A 24,640-nucleotide genomic window follows, 5' to 3' on the forward strand; every position below is an offset into this window, starting at 1 on the left:
CCTTCCTCTTCGTCCACTTGTCAGCCTCTGCTAGCGGTATCGTTCCTCGGTAACTGGTATTTTCCCGCTTTTAAACCAGCTTCGGAGATTGATATTCAGTCTCTACTCCGTGGTCTATACTGTCAACCTAACAACAAGGCGAGTGGAATTTCACCACTAAGGTAATAAGAGTTATTCCCATGTCGAGGTTGCCCTCATGTATTGACTTGGAAACGGCCATTTATGCCCAGTTTTCCTGGTTTAGTGGCCAACGAGTCGCACGATTTGAGAGTAACCTTTAATTGTTCCTCAATCTATACAACTCTAATTCTTCCTTCAATAAAGAATAAGTTAATAACTGATAGCTGAATGCTTACTTCCTGATTACTTCAAGTTAACCGCCATTTTCCTGCAAAATATCCTGAATTGCTTCACGTTCCGCAGGAGGAGTAGAAGGGAAAGGATGACGAGCATCAGTAATTAACCAATCAAGGGCAGCAGCTTGAACATCAATAGATGCTCCAGTCTTATCTACACAATAACGGCCAAAAACCAACTTATCCACTAAACGAACTCCTGGCCCCAAACGAGAATATTCAAAAATTACACTACTATCAACAGTCGCACCACTGCAAATCCAACAATTAGGACCAATCATCGTAGGTCCAACAATTTTAGCACCATCTTCAATCCTGGTCATACCACCAATATAAACAGGTCCCTCAATATCAACCTTATCCCAGTTAACTGCCACATTTAAGCCAGTATAAATTCCTGGAAATACCTCTTTACCAGGAATAGAAACATTTTTAATTTGCCCCTGAAGTACATCTCTAATTGCTCGCCAGTAATCCGGCACCTTACCAATATCCACCCATTCAAAATCCATTGCTATGCCATAAAAGGGTGCCCCTATCTCTACTAACTTGGGAAACAACTGACTACCAATATCAAATTCAACACCAGAGGGAATATAATCAAGCACTTTTGGCTCAAAAATATAAATACCAGTATTAATATTGGTGCTAAGAGCTTCTTCAACTTCTGGCTTCTCCTGAAAAGATTGAATTCGCCCTGTTTCATCTGTGACCACAACACCATAACTAGAAACCTGTTCGCGAGGAATAGATTTCATAATTACAGTAGCCATCGATCCTTTCTCTTTGTGCCATTTGAGTGCTGCAGTCAAATCCAAATCTATCAAAGCATCACCACAAAGGACTATAAAAGTATCATCAAAGTAAGGATAAAAGTCTTGAATTCGCTTCATACCACCAGCAGAACCTAGTGCCTCCCCAATCAAATTTCCATCCTCAATTCGTCCTTCAAAAGAATAAGCAATATCTACCCCAAACTTTTGGCCATCACGAAAATAGTCCTCTATTTCCTTTGCTAAATGGCTCACATTAACCATAATTTGGTCAACACCATGTTGACGAAGCAACTCTACCAAAAATTCCATTACTGGTTTTTGTAGAATAGGAATCATTGGTTTAGGAATGCGTTGAGTGATTGGACGAACACGAGTTCCCTTACCTGCTGCCAGAATCATGGCTTTCATTTTGGTCTCCTCCACCTTAAAAATCTCAAAAATACTAAAATAGTTATTATCTGTGTTCTCAACTTACAATACCAATTCTGTTAAAACCTCACTTCAACAGGCAGAAAAGCGGAATAATAATTTTTCACTTTCCTGATTGAGAAGTATGGCACTACGTACAAGTAAAAATTAAAAAGTAAAAATTAAAAAGTAATCCCTGACCCTCGTTTGAGCATTTATAAATTTCCGCGCCCTTGGCTTCAACTTCTATAACTCAGGCTTTTCACCCAATATATAGACAGATCGGTGCAATGACTCACTGCATTAATATTGAAAAACCAAAAGATTTTTATTAGATAGAAAACCTTTGACTCTTTGATATTCTATGAATTTCCCTATTGATAACTTAATTTCTACCAACCAAAGCTGTAAACATAATTTTTGACACTATATACCTAGGTTTGCTGATTAAATCTCAAAGCATTTACAGATAAACTTTTAACTTTTTTGGGTGTTGAAAAAGTAGCAGGTTTTGAGCTGCTTCATGCTCATGCATGGAGCGGATTTTGGGGTGACAAGGGCTGAAAAATCACTCTGGCTATCAGAACGATCACCTTATCTGTAACTTCCATTTCTCCTGACTCTTAACTATTCCCTATTCCCTACCTCAGCAAAAAGACTTTCCAAAAGCCAACCCTACCTAAGTATTATAGAGATTTCAAATGTCCTCTATTATACAAGGCTGTTTTTCAAGGGATTAAATTTTATCATCTGAAAGTTTTTCCGACTGGGAGTCTGATGAAATAGTACCAATTTTGATTTCTTGGTAAAATTCTTCTTGGGATAACTCAACTTTAGACTGAGCAGAAAGTAGGAGTAATGCCCAAAATACACCAACTCGATCAGACTTCACTGGGAAATTAATATGTTCATTTTCTTGTTTTTCAGCTTTCAACTCTAATCTTGAAGACCACAACTCTAAAAGATTTTCAAATTCTAACCAACCTTCACTTATCTGTGGCAATTTTTCTAGAAGAAACTGTTCTAGATCAGTAGCTGTTTCGACTAAGTTTTCCTGGTGAGCTAATTCTGCAATAACTTTTACAGCTTGCGCTCTTGCTTTGGCGCTAGTTTTGCGAATACGAGGACGTGCTTTTCTATCTTCTATAGCAGATCCAATAAGCTGTAATTGTTCAATTAATTCCTGAAGGGTGACTCGACGTTTTCGAGGGGAAGGAGCTACAGCACGGCGACGCAATTGTTGCTCTAGTTTTAGTGGTATTTTTGGTGTTTCAAAATTTTCTGCTTCTGGAATTTGTACTATTTCAGATATCTCTGAATTATTTTCAGATGATTCTGAATTAGCTAGATGATCTGCTTTTAGCCAGACTAATATAGATGCGTATAAAAATGCTTGGCCTGACTGAGATAAATTGGCAAAATCGTCACTTGTAGAAATATTTGATTCAGGAGTAAGTTTACTTAAGTAGCGATCTATTACTTCAATTACTTGGACATCCCAAGGATTAATTTCTCCCTTTTCTGCTAGGTTTGTTAATAGGGCTATTCCTTCTGAAAGGGTTTCTGAAACTTGGGGAATTCCAATTGTCATAGCTGTAGTTTTTTTATCTACTTCAATTGTATAGCGCTACGCGCTAGGGAATAGGGAATAGTAAACTGTCAAAGAATTTGAGGATTTATAAATGTCCTAACCTTAATGCGTAGCACTATACTTTTAAATATCAATAATTATCAATTATCCTTGCAATTTATTAACGTTTAATCTCACACTTTCCTATGGGTGTGAGATTAATGAAATAAAAAGTCATAATTGAACTAATTATACTTTTATTTAGAAGCTTCTACTTCAGTAGATTGTACTGGTTCAGAAAAAGTTTCTGCTGTTGGCAAACTAGCTCTTTGTTTGAGTTCCTCTTCATAGCGTTCTACATCTTCTTGTAATTCTTGAATGCGTTTATTTCTGGTACGAATTTCTCGCATTTGTCCGATACTTCCTATGGTATTTTGCATTCTTGACCATAAGTTGAATAGCCATGCTAGAATTGCTCCTAATCCTGTGGCAATTACCAGTTCTACAGATAATGGAGCTTCTAACTCAATACCTTCAATAATTTTGATAGTTGTTAGTTGGGTATTTTGTAAACTAAAGATAACTAACGCTAAACAAACTAAGAAAATCAGCAAAAAGTTTATCGGTTTCATTGTTTTTGTTTCAACTTATGCTTGAATGGTCAATATCTTAAGTTTATACATGAAAGGTATAAACTGGCAAGATATTTTGTCATGGTAAGTCCGATCTTAATTGAGAAACTATCTAATACTTAAGATAGGGAGTAGGGAGTCATTTCAGTTATCAGTTATCAGTTATCAGTGAACCTCTGACTGAAGTCGGAGGCTTGAAATACTGAATTAAATATTTTTTCATCCCCTTAAAAGGGGAGGCGTATACACTCATTTTTTGGTAAGGAGTAGAGTTATTAGGTATAATATATCTTAGCTTAATCCAAACTAATCGTTAAAAACATTAGTTTTACTTACTGATTACTTCATAACTGAAGTCTTGAAAAGTCTAGGATTATTTTGTTTAGGAATTTAGTAAATTTACTATGCTCGTTAGTTTTTACTTATTCCTAAAGTAGGTAATATTTGATATTTTAAGGCTATACCTAAATAAACAAATAAACTGATGAAAATTGCACCTATTCCTATAGGGCTAGGAATCCAAAATACCACATCTAACGAATTGATTTCTCCTGGCTTGAGTTTCCAGATAATTTCCCGATCGTTTTGATAGTAGATTGTATTATTTTTACTTGATTGGATATTGCTAAAACCCCAAGGTGTAGTTAACTGAAAATCCACATCTAAAAACTCATTTGGATTAATTACAACTTTGCTATTAGATGTAGACAATCGTAAATCTAAATTCATACTTAATTTATTCCTTAATGCCACAAAAAAATTATTCTGATTCACATCAATATATGATGCTAATTTTGGTAAATCTGCTGTAGCTTCTGGGGAATAATTTTGAGATTCTACTAAATCCATCGGTTGAAAAAAACTATTGAATTTTTCTTTCAACTCAGCACCATTATTAAAAGGAATTGTAACTAGAATTTCCTGTCTAGATATTCTTTTAGTTTTTCCTTCTAACCGCTCGGTTCTAGTTTCTAAACTTTTTAACCAATCAGAAACTATCTCGCGACTAAAATTGCGTAACTTCTTTGCTAGTTTAATATGTTGTACAATCTCACCGTGGGTTTGAGTCTGAAAATCTATTCCAACTTCATATTGAACACATCCACTGAGTAATAAAACTGTTAAAAAACTAATAAAAATAACTTTCAGCACTTTCATATCTAATCCTGCCTTGTTGCTACACCTAATTTTTGAAATAAGATAAATGGTAGGTAGTAACTACCACTAACTAACTCTGGAAAATTGCCAATATCTATTAAATTTTAAAATGTTTCAAAAATATTACCGAATAATTAATAATTAAATAATTCAGCTTGAAAGCTTCACTTTTTAAAGGGAAAAAAATAAATTTTTTCCTTTTAGTCAATCCTCTCCCTTTTAGGGAGAGGTAATTATCTATTATCTATTATCCATTATCCATTATCCATTAATGAACTGCCACTATTGTATTTTTAACTCGACCTATTATCTGAGCATTTTCTACTTTATAACCCAAGTCTAAATTGACAGAAAATTCTCCTGCTAGTTTATTTAATTGACTAGCCCCTAATAACCGATCTACTATTAAACCTTCTTTTATACTACTAATCAATTTATTCTCAGAAGTTTGCCCAGGACTAATACTCAATTTGACTAAACTAGAAGTAGACTGAGATAGTTTATTTCGGAAACTGCCAGTGGACTTGCACCCAGCAAGAGCAGCCCTTTTTTTGTCCCAATCAAAGCTTTTGACTGCGCCTGCTTCTATAAAGGTTTTGTCCATAGTTGGCAAACCTTCATCATCAAAGGGACAAGCATAAAGCCCAATATTCGGGTTTTCCAAGAGAGTAAAACTGGGGTCAAAAATTCTCCTACCTTATTCGCAAGAGGAGAAGCTTTTTGGACTATAGCTTGTCCAGACAAAACAGTTTTCCATAAGGAAAAGCGATCGCTCTTCCTACTGCTTTAGGAGTAAAAAATACAGGGAAATTTCCACTATTTATGTTAGCTGAGTTTTCCGCCCATTTATATTTTTGGATTAACTGGGAAAGTAGTTTATTGATGTCTAGAGGGCGTCTGCATCTGAATTAGATATTTGGAGAAAGTCTTCATCCTGAACTAAATTACCATACATATTAGCACTAAGTAATTAATTAAATTTTTGAGCATAGACACCAGTGTTAGTCAAAATTTCAACTTTTTTCTTCCGAATATTAAAATCAATATTTACTAGAATATGTGGATTGTAATAATGAATTTTTTCAATAATTTCTTGACCTGATGTGATTAATTCGTTAACTTGAGGCTAGTTATCGTCTAATTTTTGCGAATTAAAATGATAAGAACAAGCAAATTTCAATTATACAATATCGCTAACCTTTGCTGTTTGAATAGTGGCATCAACTAAATCTTCAATTCTTGTCAAATCTGTTTAACTAGCAAAACCCAATCTACCTCGATAAATTAATCTCAGAGCTACTCCTTCTTGAGCTTTAGTTTGTAGAAATTTTAAATATTTTCAAATTTTATTGGGGTATCCTCAGTTGATAAATAGTAAATTTCTACAGCTTCAGCTTTTTGACTAACAAGTTTAAGAATTTCCTCTAAAGTTGAATCATTCAAAATAATTTTTATTAAATTTTAAAATTAGAATTCATCATAGCTTGCTGAAGCAGCTTGCTCGGTATCACGTTTAGAACCGAGTAAGTTTAGTTGCTCTACTCTAATTACAGGTTTAGAACGATTTGCCCCTGTATTACGATCTTGCCAATATTCAAATTTCAAAACACCTTTTACTCCTATCAAGCTACCTTTACGAACATAGTCAGCAGCAATCTCTGCAGTTTTGCCCCACATTTCTAAATTAAACCAGTCTGGTTGATCAGTCTTACTTGAACGACGATTTACAGCCAAAGTCAAATTACAAACTACACTACCTGACTCAAAATATTTAACATTAGGGTCACCACCTACCCTACCAACTAAAGTTACAACATTTAGACTCATATACTATTTCTATAATTATTTATGAATTAAATTTTAGGAGTTGCTGATTTAAGGTATGAAAATCTATTTATCATATTTGTCTAGAGTCGAAAAATTAAATGAGAAACATATATAATTTTTCCACCCTGTAGTTCTGGAAAAAAACTCCCTTCTGACTCCTCACTCCTATAAGATAATAAATTTATTCAGCTACACCAGATTTTAATTTAACATATAATTTCAAATAATATTCTCAAAGGACTTATTACTCAAGCAACCCCTAATCTAATACTTCCTCCGGATTTTGTCCCTATTGCGTCGCACTAAAAAACTAAGGACAGTCAAACTTGCTTTCATCATTCTTTGATACAGTCCTAGTATACTGAGGAGTAAAAAACATAAATTTAATCCACCTCTGTATTTTTCTTTATAAATAAATTATTACACAAAGTTACAATTTAATTTTGGGGGTCAAAATCCAGTGGGTCTGATAAATCGCTTTTCCTTGTCTCGGGACATGGGAATTGACTTGGGTACTGCGAACACACTTGTATATGTATCTGGAAAAGGTATTGTTCTTCAAGAACCATCTGTGGTAGCTATTGATCAGGAGCAAAAAACTTCTATCGCAGTGGGAGAAGAAGCTAAAAAGATGTTAGGGCGAACTCCCTCAAATGTAGTTGCAACAAGACCTCTAAAGGATGGGGTTATCGCTGATTTTGATATAGCAGAATTAATGCTAAAGCATTTTATCAGGCGAGTCCATGACGGAAAAACCTTAGTATCTCCAAGAATTGTTATTGGTATTCCTAGCGGAGTAACTGCTGTAGAAAGACGAGCTGTAATGGACGCTGCTAGTCACACTGGTGCTAGGGATGTACGGTTAATTGATGAACCTGTTGCTGCAGCTATTGGTGCCGGCTTACCGGTGGCCGAACCTACTGGTAATATGATTGTGGATATTGGTGGGGGAACTACAGAAGTTGCTGTTCTTAGTTTACAAGGTACAGTTCTGAGTGAGTCTGTGCGTGTAGCTGGGGATGAACTGAATGATGCTGTGATTCAGTATATGAAAAAAGTCCATAACTTGGTCATAGGTGAACGAACTGCGGAAGATATCAAGATTAAATTAGGTTCTGCTTATCCTTCTCAGGAGGATAATGAGGTAACTATGGAAGTTAGGGGTTTACATTTATTATCAGGTTTGCCGAGGACTGTAACGGTCAAAGCAGCAGAAATTCGAGAAAGTCTGAGCGAACCCTTATCTATAATTATAGAGGCAATTAAGCGAACTTTGGAACGTACTCCCCCTGAACTAGCAGCAGATATTATAGATAGGGGTATTATGTTGGCTGGTGGTGGTGCTTTGTTAAAGGGGATAGATACTTTGATTAGCCATGAAACTGGTATTATTACTCATATTGCAGCAGACCCCCTTTCTTGTGTAGTTTTGGGTACTGGCCGTGTTTTAGAGAATTTTAAACAGCTTGAAAGGTTTTTCAGTGGGCCAGTTCGCTAAAATCTGGTTATGTTATCTTGGTATCAACTAAGGGACTTTAGTAGAATTCAATAATTAATAATTAACAATTAATAATTAATAATTACCTCTTCTGTAATAGAAGGATTAGGTTAAAAGGAATTTTTTTGTTTTCAAGGGGAGATTGGATATGGCAAGGTTTCCTCCCCATACTTCGACCGCTTTTTATCCTTGACAAGAGAGGCTTGAAATATTGATTTTTTCGGTAATCTTAAGAATAATTACCATTAACTTGACTCAAATTAACAAAAAAGTTCCAAATGCCTGTCTTAATTAATTAATGACTGAAGTGTTACTAAAGCAATCGTATTAATTCATATAAATTGCTATGAGGCGTATAATTTTTTAGTTATTCCTTATGGAAATTACTAATAGCTAATAGTTAATTGTATTTTTCCGAATTAAATGTTAGCTATTAGCAAATATATTAAGTAAAAATATGTAAGCATTTAGCCATCAGCTATTAGCTATCAGCTATTAGCTATCAGCTATTAACTTATTCTTTTTGAAGAAAGAATCAGAGCTGAAAGATTGAACGAAAATTAAAAGTTACTCTAAAAGTATATTAGCTATCTTTCTCACTAATGACTAGGTGTAGAATTATTACCAAGTAAAAGCTGAAGGCTAATACCTAAATCCTTACATAACTATTCTATTACAAAAGTTCCTGCTTTTGACTTCTAACAATAGTAAAAAATATAAAGTAGTAGTGATTTTAAAAGGTTTTACTAATGCAAATATTGCGTCGTCGAGGCTTAAAAATGATGCGAAAAGCTGCATTGTTAGTTTTAGCAATAAGTGCAGCTTTTTGGGTTAAACAAACTCAAGGTTCTTTATTTTTTGAAATTTACAATTGGGTTAGCCTACCATTTCAACCTAGTCCTATTCAACAAGAAGTATTAGTTAATGCTCGGATCAAAGAACTAGAAATTAAATTACAAGAATTAGAGCAACAAAATACGAGTCTCACACAACTTTTGAATTATACAAAAACTAAAAATTTGAAAGGAATAGTAGCTCCTGTTATCGGTAGAAGTGCAGATTATTGGTGGAAAAAATTAACCTTGGGAAGAGGTAGTAAAGATGGTATTCAAGAGGGTTTTATTGTGATGGGAACTGGTGGTTTAGTAGGTAGAATAACTAGCGTTACACCTAATACTAGCCAGGTATTATTAGTTAGCGATCCAAGCAGTAAAGTTGGTGTGGGAATTATTAGAAGTCGTCAGATGGGTTTTATGAAAGGTAGGGGTGATGATACGGCTGTAATAGAATTTTTTGATGATATTCCTGATATTAAAGTTGGTGATGTTGTATCTACTTCTGCTTATAGTCAATTGTTTCCAGCAGGTTGGCCTGTAGGAACAGTTGAATCAATTAATTTAACTAATACTCCTGCTCCAGAGGCTATTATTAAGTTATCAGCCCCACTAAATATTTTGGAATGGGTGAATGTTTATCCAAATAAACAGAATAAAGCGGAAAGTTAATTAATAATATATCAATCAAAGGAAAGTCGAGAGAAAAATATATATTACCTTTTTTCTCAAAAAAATTTTGTTGTACTCAAAAATTGAAGAATTAAGTTATTTAAAATTATTAAAGGTACTTTCTAATCCGATGTCTAGTTTATCTCAGCAAACAATTTATAAATTACTAATCATAATTACCTCGGTACTGCTTTGTACATTACTATTACTTACTCGTATTCCTGGAATGGAAATTTTTGGAATAGGACCTAACTGGTTATTAATTTGGGTAGTTACTTGGAGTACCCATAGCTCCATTATAGGAAGTATAGTAGCTGGCTTAGTTTTAGGATTAATTCAAGACGCTATGACAGCTCCCTATCCTACCCATATTATTCCTTTAGTTTTTGTCGGATTTGTCACAGCTTTTTTACAGAAAAAACGCTATCTTCAAGAAGATTTTATTTCTATAGCCTTAGTGACATTTATTATGGCTATTATTGCAGAAACTTTCATGGCAATTCAGTTTGGATTAATTACCAATCAAAGCTTTGCAGAAGTTTGGATTCACTATAAGCAAGTTGCTTTGGGTTCTGCTGTTATTAGTAGTCTTTGGGCACCTGTTTTGTATTTCCCTATTAGTCAATTTTGGAAAGTAAAAAACAACTAATTAGGGTTTGCTGAAAAAGTCTTATGGGTGAGGGTAGGAGTCAGGATACAGGAGACAGGAGACAGGAGTTAGGCGGAACGGGGAATTCTAATTGTATTGAGGATGTAGGAGGAAAAATTGTCAGAGTAATTTTTCTGCTCTTGTCTGCCTAAAATGCTGACTTTTTGCAGCTCTAGGGACTGAAAAGCTCAAACTTTTTTCAACCTAAAAAGGCACTTGACTTTAATTTGTCAATGCTTTGATAGTTATAGCGATTTTCACCAAGGTAGACTACAAAACTTCTGCCCTCAGCATAAGTGCCTTCTGCTTTTAAGCCAAAATCTCTGTATTCTATGAAATTTGAAAATTGCTATAATCAGCAAATCTTAGTTAGTAGATTTTATTTTAGGGAATAGGGAATAGGGAATAGGAAAATATATTCATGTTGTGGTTTTCACAGTAATGTGTTAACCTATTTATGCCTGTTAGGTTAGGCTAGAAGGTTAGAAGTTTCTAGAGAAGCCGTTGAATTTGCGATTTAATATAGAGCGTACCTCTAGACCAAAAAGAGGAAAGGATGTTGCAGGCGGGTAAGAGAAAAACATAAAGTGGGCATCGTGAGGGGACTAAATTTTACCTTTTCACATTATGGCCAATTTCAAGAAGAATTTCAAAGTGACCAACTGTGTATGCTAAAAAGTACAGACTTAAAAAATAACTCAGAAATCAGCCGAGTCAAAGTGCTAAGTGAGGCACTACCTTACATTCAAAAATTTGCTGGTCGTAAAGTAGTCGTGAAATACGGCGGTGCGGCTATGAAAGATAGTAGTCTAAAAGATCAAGTAATTAGAGATATTGTATTATTATCTTGTGTCGGTATACGTCCCATTGTTGTTCATGGTGGTGGTCCAGAAATTAACTCTTGGTTGGGCAAACTAGGAATTGAACCCCAGTTTAAGGATGGTTTGCGGGTTACTGATGCGCCGACAATGGAAGTAGTGGAAATGGTATTGGTGGGAAAAGTCAATAAAGAAATTGTTTCTTTAATTAATCAAGCTGGAGGATCTGCCGTAGGTTTGTGTGGTAAAGATGCCAATTTAATTCAAGCACGTCCAGAAGGGAGAGAAGGAATTGGTTTTGTTGGAGAAGTAAGCAACGTCAAGATAGATATTTTACAATCCCTAGTTGATAATGGCTATATTCCAGTGGTATCTAGTGTAGCGACGGACGATCAAGGACAACCCTACAATATTAATGCTGATACAGTGGCGGGTGAAATTGCTGCGGCCATGGATGCAGAAAAGTTGATTCTCCTTACAGATACAGCGGGAATTTTAGAAGATTATCATAATCCAGATACTTTAATTGTTAAATTGGATATCCAAGAAGCAAGAGGATTAATTGAAAAAGGAATTGTATCTGGTGGGATGATTCCTAAAGTAAATTGTTGTGTCAGGAGTTTAGCTCAGGGAGTTCGAGCAGCTCATATTCTTGATGGCCGAGTTCCTCATGTACTTTTGCAGGAAATCCTTACAGATGCTGGGGTTGGCTCAATGATAGTAGCTTAGGATAATTCAAAATTCAAAATTCAAAATTAATAGGAAAATTAAAAATTCAAAATTCAAAATTCAAAAGTAATCTCTGACTAACTTTGTCCTTTGGAAATGCTTCCCTAGCTTTGCCCCTGCAAAAACGCAAATAGGATTTACCAATTTATTAAGCTAAATGTGTAGTGGTATATGTAGTATATATAGAGTCTGAGTTAATTTCTTTACTATCAATCTTTTGTTTCCTCTAAGAATTTTAATTTATACTGAACCTGGTTTAGAAAGAAGGTTTATTGTGAAGATAAGGCACTGATGCTGAGGGCAAAAGGATTAAAAGAATTTGAGCAAGTAGCTTTTGATAACCGAATTTGGTATCAGACTAGAGTCTTTAGTTTTAGGAGTAGGAGGAATATTTTTAATTAAATTTGGGAAGATTATTTTGATTAAATTCCTATACAAAATTAATTACACATCCTTTTGACGTCCTGTTCTCTTTCTAAACTAAATTTATTTAGCACAACTACTTACTATTTGTGAGCATAAGATGGAGCATGGTTTTATTGCTTCCTTGTATTTTTTTTTGCCTGTGTTTTACCACTAAATGTTTTCCAAGCTACTTTAATACCAGTAAAAATACTTTTCGTTGTAGTTTGAACTTGCTGAGTTTGTTGACGAACATGATCAAGACTTTCATCGACTTGTTTGACAATTTCTCCTGCAGTTTGAACACCATCATTTACATCATCAGTTAGCTCACTAATTTCTATACCAGTAAGACGTATTGCTTCTAAGGTTGGTGGTAGTTCACGCTCTAGGGTATCAGCTAGTTTTTCAATGCTACGAGCTGCTCTTGCTAATGCTAACATTGCAGGTAAAGTGACAATTAATACAGTTGTCAGGCTAAAGGCAACTAATAATAAGGATAATACTAACCAAAATAAAGGGTCATTCACAGGTATTTCGCCTCAGAAGGGGAATGATAATTTCCTATACCTGGATTATCTTAACAAGAATGACTGCTTTTGGAACTCTGATAAGTTTAGAGAAAAAGTTTATAACTTTAATTTTATCTTATTTATTACTACTAGAACTCCCCCAAAATTAAACCAATTATTATCGATAAATTATCAAAATAATCGGGTATAAAACCCCGCCTTTTAAGGCGAATTTTTTGGGAGGGTTGCTCAAAATTCCCGTTATCAAAACAACTTCTGACTTCTTATAAAATTACTTATTACCGAATAACTAATAATCATTAATTATTAATGAAATAATTCAGGTTAAAATCCTCCCCTTTCAAGGGGAAAAAAAGTGCTAGGATATTTCCTTATATTTAATCAAGGATGGTTTTAACCAGAAGTAATTACCCATTATCCATTATCCATTATCCATTAATCAATATTTTCTATTCCCTCTTTTCTGGATATTTCAACTGAAACTTCAGGTTCTTTGGTTTCTGTTTGAGATAATATTTCTCTCTGTTTTTGACTAGCTTCTAATCCAGCAGCGATCGCGACTTTGAGTCTTTCTAAGATTTCTTCCCAAGTATTAGTAGCAGAGTCTGAAAAGCGGTCTGTTTGAAATTTGACACTTGTGGACAAGTCTGTTACAAGGTGTGGAATGGCTGATGCCGATTTTTTTACCAACTGTCTTGTTTTTTGGCCTTTTTTCGGAGCTATTAATAATCCTGTTGCTGTACCTATGGCCGAACCTAGCAGTAAACCACTGATAAATAACCCAGATTTTTTATTGGACATTTTTACAATTTATTATAGATATATTTAAGATGTTGAGAATGAAAATTGTGATTTTTCTATATGAGCACTCTTAATTATATCAATGTTGATGATGTTTGCTACTAAAGATTGATAGGGAGATTGGGGGATGAGGTGATTCGTAAGTAGCACAATTTTGTTTAAATTAATTCCAGACTCAAATAAATAATTTCATACCCCTATTCCCTGTTCCCTATTCCCTGACTTCTGCAAGAAATCTATTACTTTAACGCCAAATTCTACTATAACGAAGCCAAATTGTTCTGAGCAACCAAAACATGGATATTACTTGCTGCACCTGTTGAACTTGTCCATCCAGTTGTTGATATAGTTGTCGTAGTTGATTTACCTTTTGTAGTCGAAGTTGTAGAAATTCAGGTGTTTTGGTGAGTATATTATTGGTGCAATTTTCTATTAAGCTAAGATTGCGTTCTAATTTTAATAATATCTGTTTAAATCTCCAGATTTTCCAAGCTAGGTAAAAGCCAAAAATTGATATAATTATATTTACTTCAATTACTAACAAAAGCATCTTTCACTCCACTGAAAAATTAGCGAGAATAACTTAAACAAAGAGTCTAATTATAATCAATAAGTAATAATTCAGCTGTCAGCTATTAGCTATCAGTTTCCAAGATACATCTATATTTCCCACCACAAAAATTTACTATTGTATTGTAAAAGTTTACTACTCAAATTCGTTGTTTTTATAGCTTTAATTCTCAGGCTGAAAATCGTAGGAGAAGTTAAACTGATGCTTGCTTCTTTTATTAATAAGCTCAGACCTGACTGTTAATAGCTGAATGCTGACATGAATACTTATAATTTTTACTCAAACTATATCTTACCTACAAAACTGGAAATTTTCCCATCTGCTATATTTTTATTTAGTGGCCAAAACAAAAATAGTTTCTTAAATAATGGGATCAAGCACATAAGAGATTTATCAATCCCAAGCTTGATTATACTTTAAAAAAAATCTTTGGTTCTGATGTGGAGGATTTGGTGAAGGTATTTTTAAGTTTTAATAGTTTGGCAGATTTGGAAAGTTGGTTGCAGGAAGTTTTGAGGTCTTAATTGAGTAAGGCGATCGCTCTTTTTGCACAATAATTAGTGATATTTAGGCGATAGTCTGACAGTATTGGCAAAAACTCCAAATTTGGTAGGGGTTTGGTTTCCAAACCCAATTAAGGCATGAATTATACTAATACTACTGGATTTTATCTTAAAATGTTTAGTAATACTTCTGGTTCTATAGGGAGAAAAGCTATTATGAAATTTATCAATCCCAAGGTTGATTATGCTTTTAAAAAAATCTTTGGTTCTGAGCAAAGCAAAGAGATTTTAATTAGTTTTCTGAATGCGATAATTTATGATGGAGAAAAAACTATTAAGGATTTAACGATTGTCAATCCTTTTAATCCTGGTAAAACTATCAGTTTAAAAGAAACTTATTTGGATATTAAAGCAGTTTTGGTTGATGGTTCTATTGTAATTATTGAAATGCAAATGGCACGAATGACTGCTTTTAATAAGAGGGTGGCTTACAATTTGTCTAAAGCTTATGCTAATCAGTTGGATAAAGGGGAGAATTATCCTTTATTAAATCCGGTAATAGCTCTGACAATTACGGATTTTATTCTGTTTAAAAATAGTGATGATAATATTAATAAAGATGATTATATTAATAAATTTGTGTTTCAAGAGGAAACTAAAAAGTTTAAATGCTTGGAAAAAGAATTGCGGTTAATTTTTGTGGAACTGCCGAAGTTTAAAAAAAGTTTGTCAGAGTTAGAGAGTTTGACAGATAAGTGGATTTATTTTCTGCAAGAGGCGGCTAGTTTTGATGAGATACCAGAGAATTTGGGGGAAGTTGCGGAAATAGAACAGGCATTAAATATTGCCAACTTTATTAATATGAGTCCAGAGGAGTTAGAGATAGTTGAAAACCGAGGGATAGCGATGCAAGATGAAAGAGGACGGATAACTTATGCAGAAGAAGTTGGAGAAGCAAGAGGACGGCACGATCAAGCGATCGCTCTAATCAAGCTATTAATAACTCAACGTTTTGGAGAGGTTTCTGAAGAGATTAATAGTCAGATAGAAGGTTTGCCTTTAGCAGATGTGGAGGATTTGGTGAAGGTGTTTTTAAGTTTGAATAGTTTGGTAGATTTGGAAAGTTGGTTGCAGGAACGTTTGCAGTCTTAATTTAGTGAGGCGATCGCTTTATTGACTCCAGGAGAACATCATTGCTAAAGTATGACTGTGGTTTGGGAGGTGATTGCTGTTGGTAACTCTGAATTGGAAATGGTGTATTAGGACTTGCTGAAAAAAGCAGAACTTTACCGTTACAATTGAAAAATAAATTACCAGCTAAAGTGTTTGAATCACGAGCTTATAACAAACAGTGCATGCAAAGGATGTCCCCTCTTGGGAAAGTTATTAGATGGTCCCCAGTTAGTACCATGAGGATTCCATTCAATAAACTGATTCGATCCATAGTATGTAATGTCACAGCTGGTATTATTTAAGGGAATAGAGAGAGAATTGTTATCAATTCGAGGGCATTTAAAGGCAAAGGTGATACGTTTTCCTGTTCCCTCTTCTTCATAAGTTACCTTTCCTTCAGAACCTGTTAGTATACTTCCTTGCAAAGTAAAGGATATCTGATCCTTGTGTATAATGGTTGTTGGTAAAGATTGAGGGTTATAAGTACCATGATTGTTGGATTGAGAAACAATAATGAAGTCATTAGTCACTTGGTTCATTATTGTGACATAAATAGAGAAATCGGTAGATATAGCTTCCATAAGTTATTTATGCAGCGACATTAATTATTCTCAAAAAATGAAGAATTCAAAAATCTATATTAAGCAAGTGCTTGAGGCAGTGAAGAGGTGCAAAAAGTGTCTAGGTAAGGGCGAAATGTATTTTACAGCGGTTTTAATTTCAGTAGACCACAGTAGGGGCGAATGGCCATTCGCCCCTACTGAGTTTTGGTTATTGATGATGTGGTTCATCAATCTGAAAAGCGCTGTAAACTAGGACAAACCGGCTTTTCATTAACCCACTCTTACCTCTTGCCTCTCCCACTTGCTAACTTTGCCACCAAGCCTACTTAAAGATATTGTTACACAAAGAATGGGAAAAATGGAGACAGTAGAAAGCTTAGATGTCTAATTCCAAATTTTCTAACTGCCCCACAGCCAAAAAGGTTAGTCCTGCCAGGGTTGATTCTCTACAGTCCAAGTTCCATCCTGGTTGTAGGTTACCCAAACATTATTGAAGTTATTGAAATCGCCACCATAACCCGTTGTAATTTTTGCATTCTCAGCAGAAGTGGCATCAATTTGAGCCAGTACATTTTCTTGATACTCCCCAGTAGCTATATAAAATGTGAGAGTAGGTGTGATCGTATAGTCAATATTGGGTTCTGGTTCCCAGGTTACTCCAGTCGTGCCTTCGGTTGTAGTAACTCCAAAGGTTAAAGCATTGTAATAATCAGGCACAGGTTCAAATTTATTTGTTTGTGCAATCAGATTCTTTGATGTAGGTTGGCGACTAGTGTTGTAATCCTCTATAGTTGGATATCCTCCCTTATCGCTACTATACTCCACTAAATAGCCGTTTTTTAAATCCACTTCTTTTGAAAAATCCGACGTTATATAAGTATCTAACCCAACAGGTTCATTTTGTTGCGTTGCTTCAAGCTTGTATTGCACATGGGCTACAAATTTCTGGGTTTCCTCAGGTGTGTATGGAGGAATCTCTAAGAAGGTGTTTGAGTTTTGAAAAATTTCTCCAGGGTCTTGAGAAAATTGTGGACTATCTAAAAACAGCCACATCTCAACTGGATTTCGCTCAAGATTTCTCAGGTTGAAAGTGTAACTCGTGATAGCAGTCGCGGCCTTCACTTGAACACCAAAAGTTACTGTACAAGCAAGAATCAAAACTGCCAAAAACTTGATCGCGTTTTTCATCGTTATATTCCTTGAATTTTTTACTGGAACCTATAGCTCCTAGAACATAAAACCAATCTAAGAATATCTGACTTCAAGCCAAACTTCCTTGATTTATCTAGTTCTATAAAGAGAACGATCTCGCCATGGAATTTCTGATTTTTTTTTGCGATTGCTTCTCCTCTCAGCCTCAATTCCCCCTCACAAATATTACTGTATGAATATAAGAATTCAGATGCTATTCGCAATTGTTCCTCGGCATTTTCTAGATAAGTCCAATCTCCATTCAATCGTCTCATCCTGCCCTTACCGAAACAATTAAACAATTAAACAATTAAATAATTAGATAATTCAGGTTTAAAGCCTTCTCTTTCAATCAGGTTTAAAGCCGACTCTTTCAAGGGGAAGAAAATAAATTTTTTCCTTTTTGGTCAATCCTCTCCCTTTTAGGGAGAGGTAATTATCCATTATTGAAAGCGCTTTTCATATGAATGAACCACAAAAATGTAAAATGTGGCTCATGACCAAAATAGTTATCTAGAGCGATGTAGCTGCCGCTAGGCTCCGCCAACGCCAAACAACAAAAATGGCCAGACCATATTCACAAAATTTAGGCCGACCTGTGCTTAGGGCCTATCAAAACCAAGAAGGTTCTCAACGTCAAATAGCACAAAGGTTTCAAGTTAGTTTAACTTTTGTCCGTAATTTCAGAGCGGCATTATCGAACCCGATAGAACTGTGAATCCAAAGCAACGTGGAGGAGGACCATTACCTATATGAAAACCGCTGTAATATGGGGTAAGGGTTTATTGACATCGCCCCCTATCTCCTCACCACAATCTCATCTCTTCTCAAACTCAGCAACTTCGAGACTATCCACGATCGCTGTAAAACAACATCAGTAAGGATACCCCCTCGATCGCCCAGCCACATCAACCCCTTGCGCCACCATTCATTAAAAGGAGCCTCTTCACATCCAGTCCATATCACACCCAACATCGAACTCAACAACACAACTAACCTCATCAGCGACAGCACATTCTCATCACAAACATTTGCCCCATCTCCAATCTTTTCCTCAACCATACCCTTCGACAACCCTGCACCATCCACCAACTCCGATTTTTCTGCCACATCCACCTCAACACACTCTTCCGCCACCGATACCGTCATCGTCTCCAACCCCTGAGAATTTTCTGGGGCAATTTCCACACTCACCACTTCCAACTCTTCCCTCTTCTGCTCTTCCCCAGACACCCCTGGAGTCGCCGATATATCCTGCACCGACACTTTGGCTAAATCTTCCAGTTTCTCCCGCGACTCTTTGCCCTCCCTTAATTCCAGCCCCTCACCCAACACCGACCCATCAAAGTCAATAAAATAACGGCTCAACTTCGACTTCAACTTTTTCCGTGCCAGAGATATCCGCTTGTAAACACAATCTATGGAAATTCCTTGCTGCTCGACAATTTCCTCATAAGACAGCTCTTCATAAAAATGTAAAATAAAAGTCAACCGCATCCGTTCGGGCAAAGAAGCGATCGCCCGTCGAATAACCACTGACCTCTCATCCTTCTCCAAAACCTGCTCCGGCAACTCCACCGCCGATGCCACACCCATTTCTCCACTATCACCAACCCACTCTATATCATCAACACCCACAGCACCCCGAGAACGTTTGCGGATGAGATCGAGACATAAGTTGCGAGTCAATGTCATCAACCAAGCAGGCAAATTAGCAATTTTCCCCGCAAACTTGCGCACCATATTCCATGCTTTCACCATTGCCTCACTCAAAGCATCCTCGGCATCTGCATGGTTAGAGTTCATCAACCTCAAACAGTAACGATAAAGCCGATCTCTATGGTCGCCCCATACCTGCCAAAACTCTTTTTCTATATCCTCCTGCTCCAATTTCTGAGGATTTTTCCGGTTTCCTGACTGGACTGCCACAGGAGGGGGAGTCATAGTCGCATGCATAGACAGACTTCCTCCTCCATGAGTAGAATTCTCTGCGATGATATCTGTTAACTGTGCTTTTTCTTCAGCCTTGAGATGCAGCATAGATTAATTAGGCGTATTCAAAGTGTTTAAACTTTCTCTGCGATCATATTTCTATTGTTGAGTCAACGTCAATCTATTAAAATCTATATCTTTTCAATATATTTTTTTTAATATCTACTTAATTTTCCTAGCACTGCATAAAAATTGCATTTGTCAATCCCATAAAATCAATCTTTCTTTTGGATATTCACAATACGTTGCGTTTGTCAATCCCATAAAATCAATCTTTTTTAGAGAGAAGTGGGAGAGATAGTTGGGGTTTGCTGAAAAAGTTTTTTCCAGGAGTAGGGGAATAATTTTTGGGCCAACTCTTGCCCAAAATGCTAACTTTTTGAGCAACAACAGCTGAAAACCTGGTACTTTTTGACACAAAAAAAAGGCTAAAGCCTTTATATATCAATTCTTTGAGAGTTAATCAGCAAGCCCTAGTTAGAGAGGATCTTGACATACTCCCGACGTTGCCCTTCTATTCCCCCCTTTCAAAGGGGGGTTAGGGGGGATGGACAACGCGGGATTCTTCAGTCTGGGAAACCCTGACCGCTGTTTATACAGAGGTGATGTCCTCCCCCTGTTTTGACATTGATAATAACAAAATGCTCCTAGCTTGTGTCTTGGGCTTGCTGAACGTTTAGCTTATGAAGGTATCCGAATCCGGGCCCAGGCTTTCCCATCCCTCCGCTCCCCTCCACCATAAGCACGGGGGGTTAGGGGGGATGGAGAGCTTTGACTTCCCCGAAGGAAAGTTAAATATAAAAGTGGATTAGCATTCTTTTGATGTGCATAAAATGCCAATTATCCTGAAATTAGTGATTTGAAAAATAAGGCGAATCACTGGGCCGGTTTATGGGTGTCCTATTTTTAAGGGAATAAGACGCCTTTACATCTTTACAAATCCATTTCAATTTGGACTAACCTAGCTAGCAAGGCAGTCTGATAACCTAATTCCTTTCTATAGAAAGATTAGGTCACAAATAATGGAATAATATAGGTCTAAATGCCAGGAGGCGGACTTGAACCGCCGACACGAGGATTTTCAGTCCTCTGCTCTACCAACTGAGCTATCCCGGCTTTTTTTTCACTTTCACTAATATAGCAGACTAAAATAATTTTGACAAGCACTTTTGGAATTTTTTTTATTATTAGGTGTAGGAGAAAAATTCAAAATTCAAAATTCAAAAGTAAGAATTTAAGAAAGTCAAAAATAATAATTACAGCAATTAGATGACTGGAGGTACTGAATTTACAGCGCTTTTCTGATTGATGAACCACATCGACTATAACAAACCCAGTAGGGACGTTCCATGGAACGTCCCTACTGTAAGAAATTCAAAATTCAAAATTCAAAAGGTAAAACTAAGAATTAAAGCAATGAGATGACTGGAGGTGCTGATAACTTGATAACTAATAACTGATAATAGAGTGCTTAATGTTCGGTATGTTCGGTGGGTTACGGTGGACAGTTAAGATTTTGGTTAGCGACTTAATATCCCTTTTACAAGGAGTGTCTCAACCTATAAACTCTTACTTTTGAATTTTAAATTTTGAATTTTGAATTCCGTTAATACCAAGCGTGAAAAAAGAATGTTACAAATAGAGTGCTTAATGTTCGGTATGTTCGGTGGGTTAGGGCGGACAGTTAAGATTTTGGTTAGCGACTTAATGTTCCTTTTACAAGGAGTGTCTAAACCTATAAACTCTTACTTTTGAATTTTAAATTTTGAATTTTGAATTCCGTAAAACGGTATGACTTTTATCTCCTTTAACTATGCTCTATTTTTATTAATAGTATTAGGAATCTACTGGCTAATGCCACGACAGTCTTGGCGAGTATTAATCCTCTTAATTGCGAGTTTAATTTTCTACGCTACTATTCAACCCGAATATATTCCACTGTTATTAATAATTACCCTATTAAATTTTTACCTTGCTCAAGCTATTGGGGAACCGAAAGACTGGCGCATTGCTAATACAAAATGGAACCGCCGTCGCTTACTACTATTGTGGTTAGGTATAGTCTCTAATATCTTACTTTTATTAAGCTTTAAATATATACCTTTTATATTAAATAGTATTGGCATACTTTACAATCTACCTAATATTTTAGAAACCGCTAATTGGTTTGACAATAATCTGATAGCTCCTTTAGGATTAAGTTTTTTTTGTTTTGAATGTCTCGCTTATTTAATAGACATTTATCGAGGTGCCCCTCCTGCTACTTCTTGGCTAGAATTTACATCTTATAAATTATTTTTTCCCAAACTTATTTCTGGTCCGATTACTCGCTATCATTATTTGCAAAATCAGCTAGGAATGACTAGCAAGAAAAATAGTCAAGTTTCAGTTAAAATACCAGCTTTAAAATTCCCAAATTTAGAACAAATTACGGAAGGAATTTGGTTAATCGCAACTGGGGCAGTAAAAAAAGCTTTAATAGCTGATAATTTAGGAATTTTTGTAGAGCTGAGTTTTGGTAATTTGCAAAGAGCAGGAAGTGGGGATTTATGGTTAGCAACTGTTGCTTATGGATTACAACTTTATCTGGATTTTACTGCCTATGTTGATATTGCTCGTGGTAGTGCTTTTTTAATGGGTTTAAATTTGCCACAAAATTTTGATTTTCCTTACTTCAGTACAAGTATTTCAGAATTTTGGCGTAGGTGGCATACGACTTTAGGAGATTGGTTGAGAAATTATTTGTATTTTCCATTGGGAGGTTCGAGGGTAGGATTATTTCGTACTTGTTTGAACTTGTTAATTGTGATGTTAATTGCTGGTATTTGGCATGGTGCGAGTTGGGGGTTTATTGTTTGGGGAATTTTACATGGTTTAGCATTAGTTGTTCATCGGTTAGTAGAGGTAGTTTCTCAACAATTTAAAATACAGAAAATCTGGGAAAGTTGGTTAGGAATTTTGGTAAGTTGGTTGTTAACCCAAAGTATGGTTTTTGGTGGGTGGATATTTTTTAGATTGCCAAATTTGAGAGATTCTTTTTGGGTAATTTCTCATTGGTGGGGTTATGATGCGGATATTCAATTTGCCGATAAAGTTTATCTAGAGGCAATGGGTTTAGAAAGGTTACAGTTGGTGTGGTTAATTTGTGGAGTTGTGGTGCTTATGGCGGTTAATTATTGGTTTCATCGAGGTCTGAAATTACAGTTAAATTGGCAGTTGAAAGTTTTATTAGTGCCTGTATTTTTGTTTGGTGTTTGGTTGTTAGCGCCAGAAGGTTTGCCTTATATTTACTTTGATTTTTAAAGAAGGAAAATAGATTAGTCTGAATAACTTGTAATATTTGAGGGTAGGGGTTTGGTCTCCCAACCCAAGTTGGTCTCGCAACTCAAGGGAATTACCAATCAAAAATCAATCTCACACCACAATTTTCATCAGAATATTTTCCGAAATATTTCAGTCAAATAAATTGGCAATTGAAAGTTTTATTAGTGCCTGTATTTTTCTTTGTTGTTTGGTTGTTGGCGCCGGAAGGTTTACCTGATATTTACTTTGATTTTTAAAGAAGGAAAATAGATTAGTGTGAATAGGTTTTAATATTTGAGGGTAGGGGTTTGGTCTCCAAACCCAAGTTGGTCTAGCAACCCAAGGGAATTACCAATCAAAAATTAATCCCACACCACAATTTTCATCAAAATATTTTCCGAAATATTCCAATCAAAATTAGATTATTTGTGCTGAGTTTCTCCAATATAATAGCAATCCTAAATAGCTTGTAAGATTTGAGGGTAGGGGTTTGGTCTCCAAACCTAAGTTGCTCTTCAAACCCAAAGGAATTACCAATCAAAAATCAATCTCACACCACAATTTTCATCAAAATATTTTCCGAAATATTTCAGTCAAATAAATTGGCAATTGAAAGTTTTATTAGTGCCTGTATTTTTCTTTGTTGTTTGGTTGTTGGCGCCGGAAGGTTTACCTTCCCACACTTCCCACACTTCCCACACTTCCCACACTTCCCACACTTCCCACACTTCCCACACTTCCCACACTTCCCACACTTCCCACACTTCCCACACTTCCCACACTTCCTTGACGCACTACCGAATTGTTGACACCAAAATTTTCAACATAATTAATATTAATGTAGCACAGGCATCTTGCCTGTAATACCTATTGTATGTATTTATTATAGAACTTGAGTACCATTATTGAAGAAGTCAATGACTAAAACAAAATCCATTCTTTTCTTCTTATTTATAACTCAAACATGACAGAAAATTTAACAATTCCCATCCATGAAACATTCCAAAAAACTATTCAAGGAGAAGGTTATTGGGCAGGTACACCAGTAGACTTTATTCGTCTTGCAGGTTGCCCAGTAGGTTGTCATTATTGTGATACTGGTTACGCTAATGGAGGAGTTGGTTTACCAAGACAACTGAGAACTTTTGATGAGTTAATTAATGAATTATTTTCTCCCAGAGTTGTTATTTCTGGTGGTGAACCTTTTATTCATAAACAACTACCTGCTTTAGTAAACAAAATAGAAGCTACCGGTAGAAAAGTTTCAATAGAAACCTCCGGTTGCTATTGGCAAAATATTTCCCCTAACACTTGGGTAACTCTTAGTCCTAAACAACATATTAGTCCTAAATATCCAGTTGTAGCGCAAATGTGGATGCGAGCTTCAGAAATAAAATTAGTGATAGAAACTGGCAAAGAATTAGAATTTTATAGTAAAATTTTATTAGCAAATAAAAATATTCCAGTTTATCTACAGTCTGAATGGTATAGTCGCAATTTGGCTCTACCATTAGTCTTAGAATTACTTCAGGAATATCCTAATTACCGACTCTCGGTGCAGTTACATAAGTATTTAGGAGTGCAATAACTATTAGACTTCGTGGCAGTTGTCAGGGAATAGGGAATAGCGGTGCGACCCCGCGACGACGATAGTCGCAAGCGGTCGAGAGATGGCGAGGAAA

21 protein-coding genes and 1 tRNA gene are annotated in these 24,640 nt (G+C 35.8%); 8 read left to right on the top strand and 14 right to left on the bottom strand.

The window, feature by feature from the left end:
- Positions 1-373: 373 nt before the first annotated feature.
- From F6K40_RS06610 to F6K40_RS06635, 6 genes are all read right to left on the bottom strand, one after another.
- The gene (locus tag F6K40_RS06610; RefSeq protein WP_293133106.1) at positions 374-1,540 is read right to left on the bottom strand and encodes a nucleotidyltransferase family protein; all 1,167 of its coding nucleotides are present in this window, start codon (positions 1,538-1,540) and stop codon (positions 374-376) included.
- A 736-nt stretch (positions 1,541-2,276) separates the two neighbouring features.
- Positions 2,277-3,131, bottom strand: a complete 855-nt coding sequence (locus F6K40_RS06615) for a segregation/condensation protein A (RefSeq protein WP_293133108.1) — start codon at positions 3,129-3,131, stop codon at positions 2,277-2,279.
- Between the two features lie 236 nt (positions 3,132-3,367).
- Entirely contained in the window at positions 3,368-3,742 is a 375-nt protein-coding gene (locus tag F6K40_RS06620; protein ID WP_293133110.1) for a LapA family protein, read from the bottom strand.
- A gap of 411 nt (positions 3,743-4,153) precedes the next feature.
- Positions 4,154-4,900, bottom strand: coding sequence for a DUF3153 domain-containing protein (locus F6K40_RS06625; protein ID WP_293133112.1), 747 nt, complete (start codon positions 4,898-4,900; stop codon positions 4,154-4,156).
- A gap of 268 nt (positions 4,901-5,168) precedes the next feature.
- A complete protein-coding gene (locus F6K40_RS06630) occupies positions 5,169-5,588 on the bottom strand; it encodes a metallopeptidase TldD-related protein (RefSeq protein WP_293133191.1) in 420 nt (139 codons plus the stop codon).
- Between the two features lie 779 nt (positions 5,589-6,367).
- Positions 6,368-6,727: a single-stranded DNA-binding protein gene (locus tag F6K40_RS06635; protein ID WP_293133115.1), complete on the bottom strand. Its 360-nt coding sequence runs from the start codon at positions 6,725-6,727 to the stop codon at positions 6,368-6,370.
- A 496-nt stretch (positions 6,728-7,223) separates the two neighbouring features.
- Here F6K40_RS06635 and F6K40_RS06640 point away from each other — a divergent pair, with 496 nt between their 5' ends.
- The 4 genes from F6K40_RS06640 (at position 7,224) to argB (ending at position 11,926) form a co-directional block, all read left to right on the top strand.
- Positions 7,224-8,225: a rod shape-determining protein gene (locus F6K40_RS06640; RefSeq protein WP_293133194.1), complete on the top strand. Its 1,002-nt coding sequence runs from the start codon at positions 7,224-7,226 to the stop codon at positions 8,223-8,225.
- A gap of 749 nt (positions 8,226-8,974) precedes the next feature.
- Complete coding sequence (gene mreC / locus F6K40_RS06645; protein WP_293133118.1) at positions 8,975-9,730, top strand: rod shape-determining protein MreC; 756 nt, start codon at positions 8,975-8,977, stop codon at positions 9,728-9,730.
- Between the two features lie 70 nt (positions 9,731-9,800).
- Entirely contained in the window at positions 9,801-10,379 is a 579-nt protein-coding gene (gene mreD / locus F6K40_RS06650) for a rod shape-determining protein MreD (protein ID WP_365670432.1), read from the top strand.
- Between the two features lie 668 nt (positions 10,380-11,047).
- Complete coding sequence (argB, locus tag F6K40_RS06655) at positions 11,048-11,926, top strand: acetylglutamate kinase (RefSeq protein ID WP_293133121.1); 879 nt, start codon at positions 11,048-11,050, stop codon at positions 11,924-11,926.
- A gap of 536 nt (positions 11,927-12,462) precedes the next feature.
- Here the strand turns inward: argB and F6K40_RS06660 are convergent.
- The 3 genes from F6K40_RS06660 to F6K40_RS06670 form a co-directional block, all read right to left on the bottom strand.
- Positions 12,463-12,858, bottom strand: a complete 396-nt coding sequence (locus F6K40_RS06660) for a DUF948 domain-containing protein (RefSeq protein ID WP_365670435.1) — start codon at positions 12,856-12,858, stop codon at positions 12,463-12,465.
- Between the two features lie 438 nt (positions 12,859-13,296).
- Positions 13,297-13,662, bottom strand: a complete 366-nt coding sequence (locus F6K40_RS06665; RefSeq protein WP_293133124.1) for a YtxH domain-containing protein — start codon at positions 13,660-13,662, stop codon at positions 13,297-13,299.
- Between the two features lie 244 nt (positions 13,663-13,906).
- The gene (locus F6K40_RS06670) at positions 13,907-14,212 is read right to left on the bottom strand and encodes a hypothetical protein (RefSeq protein WP_293133127.1); all 306 of its coding nucleotides are present in this window, start codon (positions 14,210-14,212) and stop codon (positions 13,907-13,909) included.
- Between the two features lie 662 nt (positions 14,213-14,874).
- Between F6K40_RS06670 and F6K40_RS06675 the strand changes: the two genes are divergently transcribed.
- Positions 14,875-15,888: an Rpn family recombination-promoting nuclease/putative transposase gene (locus F6K40_RS06675; protein WP_365670439.1), complete on the top strand. Its 1,014-nt coding sequence runs from the start codon at positions 14,875-14,877 to the stop codon at positions 15,886-15,888.
- Positions 15,889-16,067: 179 nt separating this feature from the next.
- Here the strand turns inward: F6K40_RS06675 and F6K40_RS06680 are convergent, their stop codons facing one another.
- A complete protein-coding gene (locus F6K40_RS06680; protein ID WP_293133130.1) occupies positions 16,068-16,490 on the bottom strand; it encodes a hypothetical protein in 423 nt (140 codons plus the stop codon).
- Positions 16,491-16,895: 405 nt separating this feature from the next.
- A complete protein-coding gene (locus F6K40_RS06685) occupies positions 16,896-17,660 on the bottom strand; it encodes a hypothetical protein (RefSeq protein ID WP_293133133.1) in 765 nt (254 codons plus the stop codon).
- 565 nt (positions 17,661-18,225) lie between these two features.
- On the opposite strand from F6K40_RS06685, the gene F6K40_RS06690 reads away from it, so the two are divergent.
- Positions 18,226-18,381 (top strand): hypothetical protein, encoded by a 156-nt coding sequence (locus tag F6K40_RS06690; RefSeq protein WP_293133136.1) that lies wholly within the window; start codon positions 18,226-18,228, stop codon positions 18,379-18,381.
- 80 nt (positions 18,382-18,461) lie between these two features.
- On the opposite strand, the gene F6K40_RS06695 is transcribed toward F6K40_RS06690, so the two are convergent.
- Complete coding sequence (locus F6K40_RS06695) at positions 18,462-19,703, bottom strand: RNA polymerase sigma factor (protein ID WP_293133139.1); 1,242 nt, start codon at positions 19,701-19,703, stop codon at positions 18,462-18,464.
- A 995-nt stretch (positions 19,704-20,698) separates the two neighbouring features.
- Positions 20,699-20,771: transfer RNA gene (locus F6K40_RS06700), tRNA-Phe, on the bottom strand.
- Between the two features lie 675 nt (positions 20,772-21,446).
- On the opposite strand from F6K40_RS06700, the gene F6K40_RS06705 reads away from it, so the two are divergent.
- Positions 21,447-22,958, top strand: a complete 1,512-nt coding sequence (locus tag F6K40_RS06705; protein WP_293133142.1) for an MBOAT family O-acyltransferase — start codon at positions 21,447-21,449, stop codon at positions 22,956-22,958.
- Between the two features lie 593 nt (positions 22,959-23,551).
- Here F6K40_RS06705 and F6K40_RS06710 read toward each other — a convergent pair.
- Positions 23,552-23,740, bottom strand: coding sequence for a hypothetical protein (locus F6K40_RS06710; RefSeq protein ID WP_293133145.1), 189 nt, complete (start codon positions 23,738-23,740; stop codon positions 23,552-23,554).
- 182 nt (positions 23,741-23,922) lie between these two features.
- Between F6K40_RS06710 and F6K40_RS06715 the strand changes: the two genes are divergently transcribed.
- Positions 23,923-24,546 (top strand): 7-carboxy-7-deazaguanine synthase QueE, encoded by a 624-nt coding sequence (locus F6K40_RS06715; protein WP_293133148.1) that lies wholly within the window; start codon positions 23,923-23,925, stop codon positions 24,544-24,546.
- Positions 24,547-24,640 lie beyond the last annotated feature (94 nt).

Source organism: Okeania sp. SIO3I5 (genome assembly GCF_010672085.1).
GTDB lineage: Bacteria > Cyanobacteriota > Cyanobacteriia > Cyanobacteriales > Microcoleaceae > Trichodesmium.

Excerpts from the sequence above, each read along its gene's own strand:
- F6K40_RS06680 (WP_293133130.1), bottom strand. The coding sequence starts at position 16,490 with ATGGAAGCTATATCTACCGATTTCTCTATTTATGTCACAATAATGAAC.
- argB (WP_293133121.1), top strand. The coding sequence starts at position 11,048 with ATGCTAAAAAGTACAGACTTAAAAAATAACTCAGAAATCAGCCGAGTC.
- F6K40_RS06625 (WP_293133112.1), bottom strand. The coding sequence starts at position 4,900 with ATGAAAGTGCTGAAAGTTATTTTTATTAGTTTTTTAACAGTTTTATTA.
- F6K40_RS06635 (WP_293133115.1), bottom strand. The coding sequence starts at position 6,727 with ATGAGTCTAAATGTTGTAACTTTAGTTGGTAGGGTAGGTGGTGACCCT.
- F6K40_RS06620 (WP_293133110.1), bottom strand. The coding sequence starts at position 3,742 with ATGAAACCGATAAACTTTTTGCTGATTTTCTTAGTTTGTTTAGCGTTA.
- F6K40_RS06715 (WP_293133148.1), top strand. The coding sequence starts at position 23,923 with ATGACAGAAAATTTAACAATTCCCATCCATGAAACATTCCAAAAAACT.
- F6K40_RS06690 (WP_293133136.1), top strand. The coding sequence starts at position 18,226 with ATGGCCAGACCATATTCACAAAATTTAGGCCGACCTGTGCTTAGGGCC.
- F6K40_RS06615 (WP_293133108.1), bottom strand. The coding sequence starts at position 3,131 with ATGACAATTGGAATTCCCCAAGTTTCAGAAACCCTTTCAGAAGGAATA.
- mreC (WP_293133118.1), top strand. The coding sequence starts at position 8,975 with ATGCAAATATTGCGTCGTCGAGGCTTAAAAATGATGCGAAAAGCTGCA.
- F6K40_RS06705 (WP_293133142.1), top strand. The coding sequence starts at position 21,447 with ATGACTTTTATCTCCTTTAACTATGCTCTATTTTTATTAATAGTATTA.
- F6K40_RS06695 (WP_293133139.1), bottom strand. The coding sequence starts at position 19,703 with ATGCTGCATCTCAAGGCTGAAGAAAAAGCACAGTTAACAGATATCATC.
- F6K40_RS06675 (WP_365670439.1), top strand. The coding sequence starts at position 14,875 with ATGAATTATACTAATACTACTGGATTTTATCTTAAAATGTTTAGTAAT.
- F6K40_RS06685 (WP_293133133.1), bottom strand. The coding sequence starts at position 17,660 with ATGAAAAACGCGATCAAGTTTTTGGCAGTTTTGATTCTTGCTTGTACA.
- F6K40_RS06665 (WP_293133124.1), bottom strand. The coding sequence starts at position 13,662 with ATGTCCAATAAAAAATCTGGGTTATTTATCAGTGGTTTACTGCTAGGT.
- F6K40_RS06640 (WP_293133194.1), top strand. The coding sequence starts at position 7,224 with ATGGGAATTGACTTGGGTACTGCGAACACACTTGTATATGTATCTGGA.
- F6K40_RS06670 (WP_293133127.1), bottom strand. The coding sequence starts at position 14,212 with ATGCTTTTGTTAGTAATTGAAGTAAATATAATTATATCAATTTTTGGC.
- F6K40_RS06610 (WP_293133106.1), bottom strand. The coding sequence starts at position 1,540 with ATGAAAGCCATGATTCTGGCAGCAGGTAAGGGAACTCGTGTTCGTCCA.